The sequence below is a fragment of the Streptomyces sp. NBC_00252 genome, assembly GCF_036187565.1.
In the GTDB taxonomy this organism is placed as follows: Bacteria; Actinomycetota; Actinomycetes; order Streptomycetales; family Streptomycetaceae; genus Streptomyces.
The window spans coordinates 732,426-750,318 of record NZ_CP108087.1; the positions used below are offsets into that span (position 1 = coordinate 732,426).

Sequence of the window (17,893 nt, forward strand, 5' to 3'; positions counted from 1 at the left end):
GATCGGTCCCGTTTGGGCTTCGGTGCGGGCCGATTCAAGGTGGTGACGCCGTCAGCCGGCCGCGCGGGCCGAGGTGACCGCCGTGCGGGCCGCGCTTTCGACGGTCTTGATGCCGCTCGCCATCGATGTGTTGCCGTCGGAGAGGACGGCGACGAGGTAGTGGTGTGTTCCCGAGGTGACCTGTCCGACGCTGTTGACGTCCCAGAGGCCGGTGGTGCTGCGTTGCAGCCAGCCGTTCTTGAGGGCCCAGGCGGAGTCGGAGGCCGCTGAGACGCCCCATGACTGGTCGGTGGCGATGCGGGTCATCAGCGTGCGGATGTAGGTGCGGGAGGCCGCGGTCAGTGCGGGCTTGGTCGCGGAGGCGGTCCCGTCTGCGGCGAAGACCGCGCGCAGCAAGCCGATCTGGTCGGACGCCGTGGTGCGCGTGAGACCCCACAGTCCGCCGGTCCCGCCGACGGTCGAGGTCAGGCCGAGGCGTTTGTTCACCGCCTTAAGGCCGGGCGCCAGACCGATCTCCCGCCAGAGGGCGTTCGCCGCGTCGTTGTCGCTGTGCTCGATCATCGCCTCGGCGAGGGTGCGCTCCTGCTGGGTGAGACCACGTCCCGCGTCCTGTGCCTGGAGGAGCAGCGCGGAGAGGATGTCGACCTTGACGATGCTGGCCGTGTCATAGGGGACATCCTTCCCGCGTACCTGCGGCTTCGTGGCGGGGTGGTCGAGATCCAGCACGGCGGTCGTCACGCGCGCCACGCTCTGCGCGGTCGCGGGTGTGGTGCCATCGCCGGTGCCGGTGCCGGCTGCCGCGGCCGGGCCGACCGCACCGGCCGCGAAGGCGGTGGTCACGAAGCCGGTGAGCAGTACCGCGCAGAGACCGGCACGCCTGCCGCGTCGGCCGGGCGCGCTCGCGGTCCGTGTGGTGGGTCGGAGATTCGGGCGGCGGTACGGCATGGGGCCTCGGAGGTCTCGGGGACGGTGGCACAGACCTGCGAACGTAGACGAGGGGGCCGTTCCGTGACGTGACCCGTGCCACGAAAAAGCCGTAACGGACCGATTTGTGACGACACCCACAGTGCCTGGATCGTCCGGGATCGCTACGCCCGTCCACGCCCCGACGAGGCACCCTCGCCCCACGAGGCCACACCCGCGCCCGCCCGTCCCGCCGCCCCGGCGAACGTCCGTCCGACCGCCCGAGAACGACCGGTAAAGTGCGCGGGACGGCAGCCCGGCCGGAAAGGGGAAGCGTGACCGACACGAGCAACACCCGACCCGCAGACAGCGAGGCGCGAGCTTCGCGGCAGAGCCCGCTGCACCGCCTGATGCGCTACCTCCCCCTGATCGCCCCCGTCCTGTTGTGGGCCGTCCCCTGCTGGGTGCTCCTGTACGGCGGCCAGCACTGGCCGCTCCCCGTCACGCTGGTCGGCACCGCGCTGTTCGTCCTCGGTCTCGTCGTCATGCCGCTCGCGATGGGGCGCGGCCACGGCAAGCGCCAGCAGGACGGGGCGGCGATCCTCGGTGACACCCTGCTGGGTTCCAGTTGGGTGCTGTTCACCTGGTCCGTGCTGCTCGGCATCGTGCTGCGGCTCGCCCTGACCCTGGCCGGGGTCGGCACCGGCGAGGACCGCGCCCGCATCGTCACGTGGGCCGTCCTCGGCGTGACCGCCGTACTGCTCGTCTGGGGCTACGCCGAGGCTCGCCGCGTGCCGCGCGTGCGCCGACTCGACGTCCAACTCCCGCGCCTGGGTGCCGGGTTGGACGGGCTCCGGGTCGCCCTCATCACCGACACCCACTATGGCCCGCTCGACCGGGCCCGCTGGTCGGCGCGGGTGTGTGAGACGGTCAACACCCTGGACGCCGACGTCGTCTGCCACACCGGCGACATCGCGGACGGCACGGCCGAACGCCGCCGCGCCCAGGCCGCCCCGCTCGGTACCGTCCAGGCCACCCGGGCCCGCGTGTACGTCACCGGCAACCACGAGTACTACAGCGAGGCCCAGGGCTGGGTCGACCTGATGGGCGAGCTGGGGTGGGAGCCGCTGCGCAACCGGCATCTGCTGCTCGAACGCGGCGGGGACACCCTCGTCGTCGCCGGTGTGGACGACGTCACCGCCGAGTCCTCCGGCCTGGCGGGCCACCGCGCCCACCTCGACGGCGCCCTGAACGGTGCGGATCCCGACCTGCCCGTCCTGCTCCTGGCCCACCAGCCGAAGTTCGTCGACCGTGCGGCGGCCGCCGGCATCGATCTCCAGCTCTCCGGCCACACCCACGGTGGCCAGATCTGGCCCTTCCACTACCTGGTCCGCCTCGACCAGCCCGCCCTGGCCGGCCTCACCCACCACGGCGCCCGCACCCTCCTCTACACCAGCCGTGGCACCGGTTTCTGGGGCCCGCCGTTCCGCGTCTTCGCCCCCAGCGAGATCACCCTGCTCGTCCTCCGCTCCCCGCAGGAGCCGGCCTCGGCGTAGAGCTGCTGGGCCGGCAAGCCGGGGGCGGGGGCAAGGGGGACGTGAGATCCCTTGAGGTGCGGGGTGGTCGGGGTGACCCCGCCCACCGGGCCGCCTCACGCCGGGTTCCCCGGGGCGGCGGGTGGGCGAGCCGTGGCCGACTGGGCGTCAGGAGATGACGTCCACCAGGACTTTGCCGACCCCATGGTTCTCGACCGCTCGGTGCGCGTCGGCGGTGACGTCCTGGACGGCCGTGGCGCGTGCCTCGGGACCGGCCGTGCAGAGCACCAGGAACTAGGAAGCGTGTGTCGTTAACCCGTTGCCCACGAGCCGATCGGCCAGCTAGGTTCGCCCAGCCGCCTCGCATCGATACAGGGCGGTGCCGTCGAGGAGGAGGTGTGGAGCACATGCGCACGAGTGCCCAGGAGTTGAGCTCGCGTACGGACCTTTGCCACCTCCACACGACGGAGACACCTTGTCTTTTCGCATCACCCCACTGACCGACCCCGCTCACGGAACCCGCGGTCGGCGTCTTGCCTGGCTGGCGTCGGACGCGGATTCCATCCCTGTCGGGACGGCCTTTCTGCGCCTGTTCGACGGCGGTCAAGAGCACCTGGCCGAGCTCGACGTCCGTGTTCATCCCGCGGAGCGCCGCAAGGGCGTCGGCTCCCGGCTCCTCGACAGCGCCGTGGCCACCGCTCGGGACAACGCCCGGCGCAGTGTCGTCGCGCAGGCAGATGCCGGATCGCCCGGCGACCGCTTCCTGGCAGCGCGCGGTTTCCGGAAGGTCCTTGCCCTGAGGTACGCCCGCTTGCCGCTCGCCGACGTGGACACCGCCGTCCTCACCGAGATCATCGAGCGTCCGCATTTCGGCTACCGGCTGATGTCCTGGCAGGGAACCGTCCCCGACGACCTCGCCCAGACGTTCGCCGCCTCACGCCACGCCATGGACGACATGCCCATGGACGACACCGACCACGGCATCGTGACCTGGGACGTGGACCGTGTGCGGGCCGCGGCGAAGGCCGTCGAACAGCGCGGCGACCACCTGCACACCGTCGTCGCCATCGACACCTCCAACGGCTCGATCGCCGGGTTCACCGAACTCGTCGTCCCCGGCAACGGCACAGGTGACGGCCAGCACTACGGCACCGGTGTGCTCCACGGGCACCGCGGACACGGTCTCGGCCGGTGGATGAAGGCCGAGTCGATCCGACAGGCCCGTAGGGACTATCCGGACCTGGGTGGCCTCCTGACCGACACCGCCGAGAGCAACACGCACATGAGACAGATCAACGACGGTCTCGGCTACACACCCACGCACACGACACACCAGCATCAGCTCGACCTCTAGCAGAGAGCGGACGGGCCAGAGCGGACGGGCCAGGCCGGGGCGTCACCCAGCCCGGCCTGGCCCGTCCGCGCTTCGGTTCCCGCCCCGGATGCTGCCGCTGTGCCGGCCCGCCCTCGGGGACCGACGCGACTCCGAAGACCCCGCTGTCGTGCTGCAAGTCCGCGGCCTGCTGAGGGCCGCGCCGTGACAGCCAGGGGTGGTCCCAACAACACCCCCATACACACGGTTTGGCCGCACTGCCCTATCGCTGCCGGTCCGCCAGAGTCGTGGGTGTCGGCAGCTACGGCCGACGACATCGCGAACTGGAGGGGAAACAGCATGTCCGAAGCGACAGTTGGGGCACAGCGCGGGGTGGCCCGACGAGGGTTCCTGGCCGGGGCCGCCGCCGTGACGGGTACGGCGCTGGTGAGCACGACGTCCGTCGGCACGGCACGCGCGGTCGGGGCGAAGGCCGAAGTCGGCTCCGGTACCGGCCAGTTGGCGTTCACGCACGTCACCGTGATCGACGGTTCGGGAGCGCCGCCGGCCCCGGACATGACGGTCGTCGTCGAGGGCGGCCGCATCACCGCCGTCGCCCCGAGCACACGCATCCGGCTGCGCCCCGGCACCCGCACGGTCGACCTGACCGGCAAGTACCTGATGCCGGGACTGATCGAGGCGCACACCCACAGCGACGGCCCGGAGACGGTGGTCCCTGCGCTGTACGCCCTCACCGGTGTCACCACGGTCCGGGAGATGCGGGGCGAGCCGCTCCACCACGAGTGGCGGCGGAAGATCCGCAGCGGTGAACTCCTCGGCCCCCGCTGGGTGATCGGCAGCCCCATCGTCGACGGCACGCCCTCCCTGTGGGCGGCGGACGTCGGCCCGACCATCGAGGTGGCCGACGCGGCCGAGGCCCGGCGCGCCGTACGACGGGTCAAGCGCGAGGGCGCGGACTTCGTCAAGGTGTACTCCCGCCTGTCCCGCGAGTCCTACTTCGCCATCGCGGACGAGGCCAGGCGTCAGGGCCTCCCCCACCTCGGGCACTGCCCCGACACCGTACGGATCGCGGAGGCGAGCGCCGCCGGCCACCGCACCATCGAGCATCTGCACGCGCTGCTCCTGGCCACCTCACGGCACGAGAAGGAGATCCGGCGCCTCCTGGACGCCGTACGGATCGACCCGAAAGACCCCAGCAGCCTGTCCCGCTACCACAGTTGGTTCCAGCAGGTGCATCCCCTCGAATGGCGGGCCGTGCAGGGCTACGACCGTGGCCTGTCGGACGCCCTCTTCCGGAGTCTGGCGACCCACGGGACCACGGTCGTCCCCACGCTCAGCGTGCACCGCACACTGGAACTCCCCGACGACGTTCCGACCCGCGCCGAGGACTGGAAATACCTGCCCGCCTGGCAGGTGGAGAGCTGGCCGGACCAGCTGACGGCCCTCACCGGCGGGCGCACCCCCGAGCAGAAGCGGCAGATCCGCGAGATCTACGCGCACCGGCTCCGGCTGGTGAGCGAGCTGCACGGCATGGGGGTGCGGCTGGCGGCGGGCACCGACACCGGCACGGGGTACCTCGTCCCCGGCTTCGCCCTCCACGACGAGCTGGCGCTGCTCGTGTCGGCCGGCCTCACCCCGGCCGAGGTCCTGCACGCGGCCACGCAGGACGCGGCCCGCACCCTCGGCCTGCCCGACGTCGGCACCGTGGCCCGCGGCCAGGCCGCCGACCTGCTCGTCCTCGACGCCGACCCGCTTCGGAACATCCGCAACACCCGCAGCATCCACGGCGTGGTCGTCGACGGCAGGTGGATCCCGCCGGAGGAGCGCAGCCACCTGCTCGCGGCGGTGGAGAAGTCCGCCGCGCAGACCCCACCGCCCGAGGAGGGCGCGGCCATGAAGGGCTGCGGTTGCGGCGGACACCCCTGACAGACCCCGGCGCCGAGTTCAACTCGCCTGCGTGACAGGCATGTTGTTGGTGAAAGCAAAGCATGCGCCTATGTCGTGTCACCACGCCTGTACACCGCCCGACTGGTTGTCAGTGCCGTGTGGCATCGTCTGCGCGCATGACCGGTGGCGGCGGCGATGTCCGCCCCATGGAGCAGACGCGCGCAACGACCGGAGGTCGTGATGGACAACCGCAGCAGGGCTGTGCTGGAGGCCGGGGAGTCTCTCTTCGTGCAGTCCCTCGTCTCGCCGAACGGTGCGTACGCCTTGCAGCATCGGCGGGACGGGACGCTGGCGCTGCGGGACACCCGTGCCGACCGTGACGTGTGGCAGATCGGCAGACCGGTGTCGGCGCCCGGGGCGCTCACTCTGCTGACCGAGGGGCTCCTCATGTTGCAGGGTCCGCCGGGGATTCCCGTGTGGTCCTCGGGCGGTGTCGACCGCCGGGTCTCCGCCGCGATCGTTCGTGACGACGGGCGGCTCGTCCTGGTGGATCCCGACGGGTGGGTGCGGTGGAGCCGCGACCCGGTGACCACGGCGGAGCTGGCGGCCCATCGGCCGGCGAGCGGGGACCGTTTGCGGCGGGGCGAGGTCCTGGCCGACTCCATCGTGTCGCCGGACGGCCGCTACACGCTGACCCACACCTCCGCCGGCAGGACCTTGCTCCACACACCGGGCGACCACGGCGCCGACCGGTCCGTCTGGGTGGGCACCGCAGGTGATGCCGGTGCGGCGCTCTCCCTCGGGACGGACGGTGTGCTGCGTGCGGGCACCGACTCCACGGTGTTGCAGCGATGGACCGGCCGCTACGGGCTCGACCCGATGTCGGTCGTGGTCTCCGAGGTGGTCGTGCGCGACGCGGGTGACGTGGTGCTGCTGGGTGAGGACGGCACCGAGATCCATGCCAGCGGGACCGCCGCCGAGGAGGCCCGACTCACTGCGCTGCGGCAGGAGTTCGCGCGCCGGGAGGTGCTGGAGGCGGCCAAGCCGACCCGTCCTGCCGACAGCGGGTTGGCGACGGACTGGTTCGAACTGCTGGAACTTTCCGGGCCCTTCACCATCACCTGGGTGCAACACGTCGACGGCCCCGAGGCGTTGCGGAGACTCGGCGCCGGCCCCGGGACGATCAGCGCGATGACCTACGAGGACGTCGACTCCGCCGCGTTCTCCGATCCCGACGGCCAGCCGGTCAAGTGCGCGCTGGCCGTGCCGATCGACGACTGGGTCATGCTGATCGAACCGGGGAGCATCGAGGGCATGGAGCGGGCGCGGGCCATGTCGGAGGGGACCCAGGTCCTCGTCTGGCACGAGGGTTTCGACGGCGAAGTCCTCTTCTCCTGGTACCGGGACGGCGACCCGGTCGCGGTGTACGAGGACGACGACCACGACCTCCTGCACAGCGGCGAACCCGCCCCCGAAGGCACCGAGCCGGACGCGATGCTGCCGTTCATGAAGCAGATCGGCCTGGGCGTGTACCGCGAGGACGAGGTCACCTTCCTTCCGCCGCCGCTGGAGATCGCCTGCCTGATAGCCGGTGTCACACCCAGGCCCGACCACTTCACGGGGACGCACCAGGGCGCGGTCTTCGGCACCTGGTGACAGCGCGGCGCGCCGACCAACTCCCCTGCCAGTTAGGCCTGTTGCTCAGGCACCGTAGACCTGGAACTCGGAGACCTGCCCGGCCGGCCAGCCGGTGTTCGCGGCGATGGTGAGGCGTACGTAGCGGGTGCTGACGGTGGACGGGAGGGTGAGGGTCGCGGTGTTGCCGCTCGCCGGGTCGAAGGTGCAGCCCGTGGAGGCGACGAGCTGGGTGAACGTGCCCCCGTCCGGGCTGCCTTGCACCGAGACGGTCTGGGTACGGGTGGCCCAGGCGGTGGCCGGAGGGAGGCGCAGGACGATCCGTCTGACGCCGGTGGAGGCGCCCAGGTCGACCTGGATCCACTGCGGGAAGGCGTTGTTGGCGGACTCCCAGTAGGTGTTGGTATCGCCGTCGACCGCGTTGGCCGAGAAGTAGGTCTGGGTGTGGCTGCTCTCCGAAGTGGGGCGGTGCAGCGCCAGGTTGGTGGTGCTGGAGGGGGCGTCGGTGGTGGCGGTGACCTGGTTGGAGGGCTGGGACACGTTGCCCGCCGCGTCGTAGGCGACGACGTCGAAGGTGTACGCGGTGGACGCGCCAAGTCCCTGGACGGTGAAGGACGTTGAGCTGGTGGTGCCCACCTGGGTACTGGTGGAGCCGGACACCCGGAGGACGCGGTAGCCGCTCACGGCGACGTTGTCGGTCGAGGTGTTCCAGTGCAGCGAGACGGAGTCGCTGGTGTGTCCGGTGACGGTCAGGGTGCCGGGCGCGGTGGGCGGTGCGGTGTCGCCGCCGTTGGTGACCACCGGCGGGGTGGGGCGGGTGGGCGTCAGTGCCAGCTGGCCCTTGAGCATGCGGCCGCCGTCGCCGGTGAGACGCAGGTAGTAGTCGGCGGAGCAGGCGGTGCCGTCCTCGTCGAGGGCGAGGAACCCGGAGTTGGTGGGCACCCAGGCCTGGGTCTCGGCGGTCTTGGCGATCTGGTTGCCCTCGTTGTACTCGTCGAACATGGAGATGTAGATGCCCTGCACCCCGGCCCGCACCGTGTTGTAGAACTGACGCCACATGAAGTCGCCGTGCGCGCGCTGTCGGCCCGAGACGTCGCCGGGCAGGACGCAGGGCTGGTAGTCCACGCCGTTGGCATTGCAGTCGGCCTGGTCGGGGACGGTGTAGGTGGTGTACGCGTTGTCGGCCTCGGCGATGGTGCCGATGGCGCCGACCATCCACGGCGAGATCATGTTGAAGGCGTGGTAGACGCCGAGGAAGCCGGACTGGGAGCCGCCGGTGCCGGTGCGCCATTCGCGCGGGACGCCCCCGATGACGTAACACCCTTGTCCCTTGAACCAGTTGACGACGTCGAGGCAGGCGTCGGGGGTGAAGGGATGGTTGGGGTCGGCGAAGCCGAAGCCCCAGATGCAGACGACCGGCTTGCCGTTCTGCTTCGCGTACGCCGAACTCGCCGTGTGCGCGGACATCTTGTTGGTCCAGTCCGTCTTGATCTCGGACTGCATGTTCGTCCAGTTGGAGACGTCGTACATGATGTAGAACTTCCGGCCGTACGACTCGGCGGCGGAGCGCACCTTGGTCGCCATGGCGTCGCGGGTGGGGCCCTCTCCGCCGGTGGGGTTGAAGCGCTGGAGCGCGGCGGTGTCGATGCTGTTCTGCTGCATCCACAGGAAGTGGGTGTTGACCGTCTGCTGGTCGTACGAGGAGAACAGGGTGGCGGGTTGGCCGTTGCCGAGGGCCGCGTACGACGTCTGGTAGGTGTTGGTGTAGTCGCGCATGTCGGGCCAGCACTTGATGCCGGTGTTGGTCGGGGACGGCGGCTGGCCCCAGTTCTGGGTCCAGTGCCACCAGCCGTTGATGGGCGCGCCGTCGCCGATGCAGGCGAACCAGCCCTGGTAGCCGACGGTGATCTTGCCGACGACGTCGCCCGGCCCGCTGGCCGCCGACGCGGTGGGGGCGAGCACGGTCTCGGTGGCTCCCGCCGCTCCCACCGCGGTGGCCGCGACCGCGGCCCTCAGGAAGACTCTCCGTGTGACACCCATCTCGACTCCTTTCGGTGGCCGGTGCCGCCGGGCGCGGGTACGCCCGGCGGCACCGTCAGGTCAGGTCAGGTGTTCCAGACCTGGAACTCGGAGAGCTGACCGGCCGGCCAGCCGTTGTTCGCCGTGATGTTGACCCTGAGGTATCGCTGGGTGCTCGCGGTGAAATTGATGGTGACCGTGTTGTTGGTGGTGGGATCGAAGGTGTACGTCGCCGACGACTTGAGGGTGCTGAAGGAGGAGCCGTCGGTGCTGCCCGACAAGGACAGCGTCTGGTTGCGGGCGCCCCACGTCGCGGGGAGTTGGAGAACGACCCGGCTCGCGCTCTGTGCGGAACCGAGGTCGACCTGCACCCACTGCGGGAAGGCGTTGTTGGCGCTCTCCCAGTAGGTGCCCTGGTTGCCGTCCGTCACGTTCGACGAGGCGTACACGTCGGCGTGGCTGGACTCGGTGGTGGCCGCGCCCGCGGCGAGGTTTCTGCTCACCGTTCCGGCGCCGACGCCCGTCAGCGCGACGGTGGTTGTGCCGTTCGACGCGTTGCTGGCGATGGTGAGATCACCGGCGCGGGTGCCGGACGCGGTGGGCCTGAAGGTGACACTGACCGTGCAGGAGGCGTTCGCCGCGATCGACGAGCCGCAGGTGTTGGTCTGCCTGAAGTCGCCCGTGACGGTGATGCCGGAGACGGTCGCGGCGGCGGTACCGGTGTTGGTCACCGTGACCGTCTTGGCGGCGCTGTCGGTGTTGAGCGCCTGGGAGGGATACGTCAGCGACGTCGGGTCGGCCGACAGGGTCGCCGGTGAGGAGCCGCCGCTGCTGGGGAACACCTCGAAGTCCGACAACTGGGCAGCGTTCCAGCCCGAGTTGGCGGTGATGTTGACCCGTACGTAGCGCGCCGTGGCGGCGTTGAAGGTGATGGTGACGGTGTTGTTGTTGGCGCTCGGGTCGAAGGTGTATCCGGCCGAGGCCTTGATCGTGGAGAAGCTGGAGCCGTCGGTGGAACCCTGCACCGAGAGGGTCTCGGTACGGGCCGACCACGCGGTCGCCGGCGGGAGCTTGAGGACGACCTTGCCTACGCCGTAGTTCTGGCCGAGGTCGACCTGCGCCCACTGCGGGAACGAGCCGAGGGTGCCCTCCCAGTACGTCGAGGCGTCGGTGTCGGTGAGGTTGGAGGCGACGTAGGGGCTGCTGCCCGAACTCGCCGTGGCGGGACGCCCTGCGGCGATGTTGGTGGTGCTGTCGATGCCGCTGCCGGTCAGGGCGACGGTGGTCGGGCTGTTGTTGGCGTTGCTGGTGACGGTGAGGTTGCCCGCGCGCGCTCCGCCCGTGGTGGGCTTGAAGCCGACGGTCACCGTGCAGCTGGCGCCGACCGCGAGGGTGGAGCAGTTGTTGGTCTGGCTGAAGTCACCGGTCGCCGAGACGGCCGAGACGGTCGCCGACGCGGTGCCCGAGTTGGTGACCTTCACCGTCTGCGTGCTGGCCGAGGAGCCGACCACCGTGGCGGGGAAGGACAGACTCGCCGGGTCGGTGTTGAGCACCGGGCCCGGCGCGGTGCCGGTGCCGGAGAGGCTGACCGTGCTGGTGGTCCCGCCGGCGTTGACGGTCAGGGATCCGTTACGGCTGCCCGTCGCCGTCGGTGTGAACTTCACGCTGACGGTGCACGAGCCGTTCGCCGCGATGGACGAGCCGCAGGTGTTGGTCTGGGCGTAGTCGCCGCTGGCGGAGATCGACGAGACGGCCGCGGCGGTGTTGGTCGGGTTGGAGACCGTCACCGTCTGTGCCGCGCTGGTCGAACCGGTCGCCACCGAACCGAAGTTGAGCGCGCCCGGGGTGGCCGTCACGCCCTCCGACGGGTAGGGCGGGAAGACCGGGGCGGGCCAGCCGCCGCAGTACGGCGTGCCGCTGATGCCGGAGTTGCCGCCGCCGTCGGTGACGACGAAGTTGCCGCCCGAGCAGTTGTACACCGGGGACGAGTAACCGACGCCGGTGGCCGTGACGTTGGTGAACTTGGCGGCGCCGCCGGTCTGTTCCTGGAGGGCGAAGGTGCCGGTGCCCGCGATGGTCACGTTGTTGAGGTTGACCCCGCTGATGGTGCCCTCGACCCACTGGACCGCTTCATAGGGGCTCTGCTGGATCAGCGCGTTGGTGACGTTGATGGGGCCGTTGATCGCGCCCTGGCTGCCGTCGAACCACAACGCCCCTACGCCGAACTGCCAGTTCGGGTCGAGGCTGCCGTCGCGGATCAGGGTGTTGTCGGAGATGGTGGTGGTGCCGACCGGCGTCGAGGTGAAGCGCTGGCCGACGTGGATGCCGCCGCCCTGGGCGAGGCCGGTGTCGACCACGCGGTTGCCGCTGACGGTGTTGTCGTGGCCGCCGTAGATCGCGATGCCGTTGGCGAGGATCTGCAGGGACACGGTGTTGTTGGAGATCGTGTCGTTGGCGTCGGCTCCGATGGCGGAGTCGGCCCAGGTGGCGATGCCGTCGTCGCCGGTGTTGCGGATGTCGCTGTTGGTCACCTTCGAATTGGTGACGCCGCCATGGAAGTTGATGCCGTCGGCGGTGGTGTCACGGATGCGCATGCCGGTGAACGTGAGGCCGTCCATCGGCCCGTCCATCCAGGCGCCGACCTTCATGTGGTCGATCCACAGGTTCGAGACGGTCGAGTCGCTCATCGCGCCGCCGATGCCGTTGACCTGCGCGCTGTCGTCGCGTTCCTGCACGTTGCCGAAGATCGCGAAGTTCTGCAGGCGGACGTCGGTGCTCGCGTTGGGCGCGGAGTTGCCGTAGAAGCCGGGGGCCGTGCCGGTGACGGTGGAGTACCACATGCCGGCGCCGGCGATCGTGACGTTGTTGACGCTGATGTGGCCCGGGATGTTGAAGGTGCCCGGCGGGATCCACACGGTGCCGCCGGGGCCCGCCGAGCTGATCGCGGCGTTGAACGCGCTGGTCGCGTCGGCCACGCCGGTCGCGTCGGCGCCCTTGCTGGTCACCGACACCGCGCCCGAGGGTGCGGTGAGGGCGGCGCCGACCTGTTCGAAGTCGGCGAAGTCGATCGTGTACGAGGAGGCGTTGTCCCCCGCGTCGACCTGGAGCTTGAAGGTCGTGCCCGCCGGATAGGTGGTGGAGAACAGGCGGTGGGCCTCGTCGTAGAAGTGGTGCGGGTTGCTGCCCGGGGAGTTGGTGAAGGGGTAGCTGCCGTAGTACCAGCTGTAGGCGTTGGTCAGGGTGAAGTCGGGCTGCTTGGTGCCGTTGATGTACAGCGAGAGCGGGGCGGTGTAGACCGAGCCGTTCGAGGTGTCGGGGATGCTGTACCGGAAGTTGATCGAGTTGGTCGCCACCGGAGTGGTGAACGTGACGTACTGGCCGGTGCCCTGGAGCGTCGTCGCCTTGCGGTACGACGCCTCGTCGGCGAGCTGGCCCTGGGCGTAACTCGGGCCGATGGCCGAGCCGTTGGTGGCGGAGTTCTCCGCCTGCACCTCGACGTACGGAAGGCTCGCGCCGCTCCCGCCGGTGGCCGTGGTCGCCGCCGAGGCGGCTGTGACGGGCAGGGCGAGGACGCCGACGGCGGCCAGCATCGCGGTGCTGACCGACCAGACGAGGGCGCGTCTCAGATCTCGGATGGAATGGAGCACTTACCACTCCTTACATGGCGAAATGCCGTAACTGTTCCGCTGACACCGTCAGGGAGGGGGGCGGGACAGGGGTTGGTGACGATGCATGGGGGACCGTAATATCCTTGACATGATCACGCAATATCTGAACAGAGCTTTGCAACAAACAAAAATGCATCCTGCAAGATCCCGGGTGTCCGAGCGCGTGGCGGTGCCGCCGGACGGGCTGTCCGGCGGCACCGCGGGGAGCGTGGGGTCGGGTCAGGCGGCCCAGACCTGGAACGCGGACAACTGCCCTGCGGGCCAGCCGGTGTTGGCGGTGACGGTGATCCGGTAGTAGCGCCGGGTGGTGGCGGGGAAGGTGAGCGTCACGGTGTTCTTGGTGCTCGGGTCGAAGGTGTAGGCGGCCGAGGACTTCAGGGTGGCGAAGGTGCTTCCGTCGGTGCTGCCGCCGAGGGTCAGCGTCTGGGTGCGGGCGCCCCAGGAGGCGGGCAGTTGCAGGACGACTCGGGAGGCGCTCCGGGCCGAGCCGAGGTCGACCTGGACCCATTGCGGGAAGGCGTTGTTGGCGCTCTCCCAGTAGGAGCCCTGGTTGCCGTCCGTGACATTCGCCGACGGGTACACGTCGGCGTGGCTGGACTCGCTGGTGGGCCTGCCGGCGGCGAGATCGGTGTTCGCGGCCTCGGTGCCGGTGCCCGAAAGGGCCACTGCTGTAGGGCTATTGGCCTGGTTGCCGGTCAGCGTGAGGGTGCTGGTGCGGGTGCCGGACGCGGTGGGCCGGAAGGTGACGGAGACCGTGCAACTCGCCTTGGGTGCAAGGGAGTTGCCGCAGGTGTTGGTCTGCGCGAAGTCGCCGCCGGCGGTGATGCCGGTGAACGAGGCGCTGCCCGTACCGGAGTTGGTGACGGTGACGGTCTGCGCGCCGCTGGTCGTGTTCACCGTCTGGTCGGCGAAGGCGAGTGACCCGGGAGACGCGGTCAGGGTGGCGGTCGGTGTGCCGCTACTCGCCGTGAGGGCAAGGTAGTTGAGGTTCCAGCCGCCGGTGTCCTGGTCGAGGGTCAGGGTCTGCCGTCCCGCGGGCAGGGTGACGTGGGTGGTCGCGGTGCCCCAGGTCTGCCAGTCGCCGGTGGCGGGCAGGTCGACGGGGCCGGTGAGGTTCGTACCGGAGGCGTCGGACAGGTGGAGCGCGCCGGTCACCGCCGTCGGGGCCGCGATGCGCAGGTCGAGGGTGTACGTGCCTGCCGTGGCGACGTCCACCGTGTAGCGGAACCACTGGTCGGCGCCGGTCCAGCCGAGGTTGTAACCGCCGCCTGTATCGGAGGCGTTGTCCAGGTCGACGCCGTCGGCGCGGTAGGAGTTGGCGTTGCCGTTGACGGAGGTGACGTTGTAGGCGACGCCCTGCCCTCCGGTGTCGTAGTTCTCCGCCTGGATTGTGCCGGGCACGGCGGCCGGGCTGCCGCCGTAGGGGCCTTCGGGAGCGGGCGGGGGCCAGTGGTTGTCGCTCAACGTGGCGACGAATCCGGTGGAGTTGTTGACGAAGGCCGAGGTGCCGGGGTCGAGTTCCGTGACGGTGTTGCCGGTTATCGTCGCCGAGCCGGTGGGCGCGGGGTAGAACGGGGGCGAGATGGCGATGCCGTTGCGGCCGGGACTGCTGACCGTGTTGTCCTGGAGCAGGGTGTTGGTCGAGGTGGAGAAGCCGATCCCGTCGTAGAGGGAGTCGGTGACGGTGTTGCCGGTGACCGTGACCTTGTCGACCGTCCCGGTGTTCTGGCCGTCGCCGCCGTTGCCGATGTGCAGGGCGGGTTGGCCCTGGCTGTAGGCGTTGCCGCCGGAGCGGACCACGGTGTTGCCGGTGACGGTCGCGGAGAGCAGGTCGCTGCCGTTGACGCCGAAGCGGCCGGCGCCGAGGCCGATGTAGCGGGCCGTGTCGCTGATGTAGTTGTTCTTGACCTGGTGGCCGCTGCCGCCGTAGATCCCGATGCCTTTGCCGCCCCAGGGGGCGATCGAGGTGTTGTTGCTGACGGTGATGTCGGTCATCGGGTTGTAGTGCGTCTGGGATCCGTCGCTGTTGGTGTTGTAGGCGACGGAGTTGATGGCGATCGCGTCGTCGCCGGTGCCGCGGACGAAGTTGTTCGTGACCGTCAGGTTGTTGCCGGTGTCCGCGTTCAGCGAGACGTTGTTGACGTTGATCCCGTCGGCCCAGATCGATGTCAGCCTGCTGTTTCGCACCGTGCCGCCGGTGCCGGAGGCCCAGAAGCCGGACATGGTGTGCTGGGTCCAGATGCCGTCGGCCAGCCAGTTCGTGCCGGTGGTGTCCATCGCGCCGCCGTCCCCGCCGATGGTGCTCCGGCTGACGGCGTTGGCGTCGATGTGGAAGTCACGCACCGTGCAGGACGTCAGGTCGAACAGGGCTGCCAGCGGTGTGCTGTTGGGGACCGGGACGTCACGGTAGACCGTGCTGTACCAGAGACCGGCGCCCGCGATGGTGATCCCCTGCGCGGTCAGTCCCGCGGTGCCCTTCACGTAGAAGGTGCCCCGCGGGATCCACAGGGTCTTGTTCTGCTGCTGGGCCTGGTCGATGCACGTCTGGATGGCGGCCCGGCTGTCCACGGCCGCGCTGTCGGCCGCGCCGTTGGTCGGGGTGTCGTCCGACACCGCGCCGCAGCTCGTGATCGAGATCGAGTTGGCGGGCTGCGGCTGCGGCGCCGGCGGGTTCTCCACGTCGACGGAGTCCACGTCGTAGGAGGTCGCGTTGTTGCCGGAGTCCTGCTGGAGCGCGAACGTGGCGCCCGCCGGGATCGGGGTGCCGGTGACGAAGGTGTGCGACTCGTCCCAGAAGACCCTCGGGTCGCCGTCGGCGGGGTTCTGGTTGTCGCTGGTGTTGTAGTTGTCGTTGCCCTCGTACACCCAGCTCTGCCGGGAGTTGAGGTTCAGGGCCTGCCGGAACACGCCGTTGACGTACAGGTTCAGGGTCGCGGTGGTGCCGCCGCCGGATGCCGAATCGGGAATGCTCGCCCGGACGTTGAGGAAGGAGATGGGCTGCCCGGTGGTGTTCGTCCACCGTACCGACTGGCCCGTGCCGCCCAGATGGACATAGGAATGGCCCGAGGCCTCCAGGGCGGCGCTGGAGTACTGCGTCGTCGGCGCCGAGGTCAGCGAGCGAACGGCCGCGCCGCCACCGGGAGTTCCTCCCTCGGCCTCGTAGACCGAGAACGGTGTCGTCGCGCCCACCGCCGCGCTCGCCGCCGTTCTGGCAGGCGGCGCCTTCTGCAGGGCGGCGGCCGGTAAGGCGGACACGCACAGCGCGCCGACCGCCGCGACGACGGTCACCGCCAGTTGCCGGGGTCTGAGGATCGTCAGCATGGGGGGCTCCTTCACGGAGTGGGGGGAGACCGGCGCCCCGACCGTACAGAGACCTCAACCACCCCGCTAGATTCCGACGAAGTAAAGAATGAATTACGCAAGCAGCTGCAAGTTTCTTGCGGAGAGTACGTAAATAATCGATGGAACGTGACGCGGTGTCCCGACGTCCTGCCCGAGCGTCGCGATTCCGGATCGTGGTCGGTCGCGGCCCGCCCGGCAGTAGGCTGAGGCGGCTGCGCCACCCCGCCAACACCCGTTGTTTCAAGGGGAGATGGCTCGCAGCAGTCGAGTCGTCTCCCTGCGTGAGGATGAAGCAACAGGTGCTGATAGCGGGCCGGTACCGGCTGAACAACACCATCGGACGCGGTGCGATGGGCGAGGTCTGGCAGGCGTACGACGAGTCGGTCGGCAGGCCGGTCGCCGTCAAGCTCCTGCACGCGCAGAACTCCGAGCCCACCGCCGCCGCCCGCTTCCGCCTGGAGGCCCAGACCGCGGGCCTGCTCAGCCACCCCCATGTGGTCGGCGTCCTCGACTTCGGGGAGCAGGAGGGACGGCTGTTCCTGGTGATGGAACTGGTCGACGGCGACAGCCTCGCCCGCGTCCTCGCGCAGAGCGGCCCCCTCCCGGCCGAGGACGTGGCCCGGATCGCCGCCCAGTCGGCCGCCGGGCTCGGCGCCGCGCACGAACAGGGCATCGTGCACCGGGACATCAAGCCCGGAAACCTGCTCCTCGACGCCGACGGGTCCCTGAAGATCGGCGACTTCGGCATCGCGCACTTCATGAACGACCCGAGTGGCGCGCTCACCGCGACCGGCCAGATCGTCGGAACCAGCCTGTACATCGCCCCCGAACGCGCCCTCGGCCAGCCCGCCGGACCACCGTCCGACGTCTACTCCCTCGGCTGCGTGCTCTACCAACTCCTCACCGGACAGCCGCCGTTCCGGGCCGGCAGCCCCATCGCCGTCCTCCACCACCACCTGGACACGGCCCCGGTGCCGCCCCGCGAACTCGGCGTCGCCCTCCCGCCGGCCTTCGAGAACTATTTACTCGGACTCCTGGCGAAGAGACCCGAGGACCGTCCTACGGCGCACCAGGTGGCCGACTGGTTCGGCGCGGGCAACTGGCGCGGACGCCCCGAACCGCTCCCGGCAATCGCGCCGCACCCCCGGCCGGAACCGCGCCCGGCCGCCTGGGACGCGCCGTCGGCACCCTCGCCGACCCCTGCTCCCGGCGCCGCGACCGTCTACGCCTTCCCGACCGCCACCGGCAGCACCACTGCGTCCCACCGCACAAGACGCCGCCAGCCGACGGGAGTTCGCGGCGTCCCACGGAAGCGGTCGCGGGCGGTGGGCACGGTCGCCGCCGTGGTGGTCTTCCTCGCCGCGCTGCTCATCGGCATGGCGTGGTTCTCCCCCGCCCACAGCTCGGCGGACACTCCGTCGACCGGTCCGTCCGGCACGGCGAGCAACTCCCGGTCGGCGCCGCAGCCTTGACCACTTCGCCGGTCGGCACGCGCGGTCGACCGGCGAAGTGACGCGGCAACAGGCGGAGCGGCGTCACGCGCGGCCTCTGCCGACCGGACCCCCGCTCCG

Annotated in this window: 9 protein-coding genes; 5 read left to right on the forward strand and 4 right to left on the reverse strand. The window is 70.1% G+C overall.

The genetic code is table 11. The annotated features are described in order from the left end of the window. Nucleotides 1-51: 51 nt before the first annotated feature. Nucleotides 52-945, reverse strand: coding sequence for a serine hydrolase (locus OHT77_RS03235; protein WP_328826407.1), 894 nt, complete (start codon nucleotides 943-945; stop codon nucleotides 52-54). A gap of 293 nt (nucleotides 946-1,238) precedes the next feature. On the opposite strand from OHT77_RS03235, the gene OHT77_RS03240 reads away from it, so the two are divergent. From OHT77_RS03240 to OHT77_RS03255, 4 genes are all read left to right on the forward strand, one after another. Beyond that, nucleotides 1,239-2,459, forward strand: a complete 1,221-nt coding sequence (locus tag OHT77_RS03240) for a metallophosphoesterase (RefSeq protein WP_328826408.1) — start codon at nucleotides 1,239-1,241, stop codon at nucleotides 2,457-2,459. A 454-nt stretch (nucleotides 2,460-2,913) separates the two neighbouring features. Further along, nucleotides 2,914-3,792 (forward strand): GNAT family N-acetyltransferase, encoded by an 879-nt coding sequence (locus OHT77_RS03245; protein ID WP_328826409.1) that lies wholly within the window; start codon nucleotides 2,914-2,916, stop codon nucleotides 3,790-3,792. Between the two features lie 318 nt (nucleotides 3,793-4,110). Continuing rightward, entirely contained in the window at nucleotides 4,111-5,697 is a 1,587-nt protein-coding gene (locus tag OHT77_RS03250; protein ID WP_328826411.1) for an amidohydrolase family protein, read from the forward strand. A gap of 201 nt (nucleotides 5,698-5,898) precedes the next feature. Continuing rightward, nucleotides 5,899-7,314, forward strand: coding sequence for a DUF6461 domain-containing protein (locus tag OHT77_RS03255; protein ID WP_328826412.1), 1,416 nt, complete (start codon nucleotides 5,899-5,901; stop codon nucleotides 7,312-7,314). Between the two features lie 45 nt (nucleotides 7,315-7,359). Here OHT77_RS03255 and OHT77_RS03260 read toward each other — a convergent pair whose 3' ends face one another. The 3 genes from OHT77_RS03260 to OHT77_RS03270 all read right to left on the reverse strand — a co-directional run bounded on the left by OHT77_RS03260 (nucleotide 7,360) and on the right by OHT77_RS03270 (nucleotide 16,301). After that, complete coding sequence (locus OHT77_RS03260) at nucleotides 7,360-9,333, reverse strand: discoidin domain-containing protein (protein WP_328826413.1); 1,974 nt, start codon at nucleotides 9,331-9,333, stop codon at nucleotides 7,360-7,362. A gap of 65 nt (nucleotides 9,334-9,398) precedes the next feature. Beyond that, nucleotides 9,399-12,959, reverse strand: coding sequence for a choice-of-anchor D domain-containing protein (locus OHT77_RS03265; protein ID WP_328826414.1), 3,561 nt, complete (start codon nucleotides 12,957-12,959; stop codon nucleotides 9,399-9,401). A gap of 240 nt (nucleotides 12,960-13,199) precedes the next feature. Beyond that, the gene (locus OHT77_RS03270) at nucleotides 13,200-16,301 is read right to left on the reverse strand and encodes a discoidin domain-containing protein (RefSeq protein ID WP_328826415.1); all 3,102 of its coding nucleotides are present in this window, start codon (nucleotides 16,299-16,301) and stop codon (nucleotides 13,200-13,202) included. Nucleotides 16,302-16,609: 308 nt separating this feature from the next. Here OHT77_RS03270 and OHT77_RS03275 point away from each other — a divergent pair, with 308 nt between their 5' ends. Then, nucleotides 16,610-17,794 (forward strand): serine/threonine-protein kinase, encoded by a 1,185-nt coding sequence (locus tag OHT77_RS03275; RefSeq protein WP_328834136.1) that lies wholly within the window; start codon nucleotides 16,610-16,612, stop codon nucleotides 17,792-17,794. The last annotated feature ends 99 nt before the right edge of the window (nucleotides 17,795-17,893 follow it).

Bases quoted from the DNA above. Each gene is read 5' to 3' on its own strand.
- OHT77_RS03235 (WP_328826407.1), bottom strand. From the start codon at position 945: ATGCCGTACCGCCGCCCGAATCTCCGACCCACCACACGGACCGCGAGC.
- OHT77_RS03250 (WP_328826411.1), top strand. From the start codon at position 4,111: ATGTCCGAAGCGACAGTTGGGGCACAGCGCGGGGTGGCCCGACGAGGG.
- OHT77_RS03255 (WP_328826412.1), top strand. From the start codon at position 5,899: ATGGACAACCGCAGCAGGGCTGTGCTGGAGGCCGGGGAGTCTCTCTTC.
- OHT77_RS03260 (WP_328826413.1), bottom strand. From the start codon at position 9,333: ATGGGTGTCACACGGAGAGTCTTCCTGAGGGCCGCGGTCGCGGCCACC.
- OHT77_RS03270 (WP_328826415.1), bottom strand. From the start codon at position 16,301: ATGCTGACGATCCTCAGACCCCGGCAACTGGCGGTGACCGTCGTCGCG.
- OHT77_RS03275 (WP_328834136.1), top strand. From the start codon at position 16,610: ATGAAGCAACAGGTGCTGATAGCGGGCCGGTACCGGCTGAACAACACC.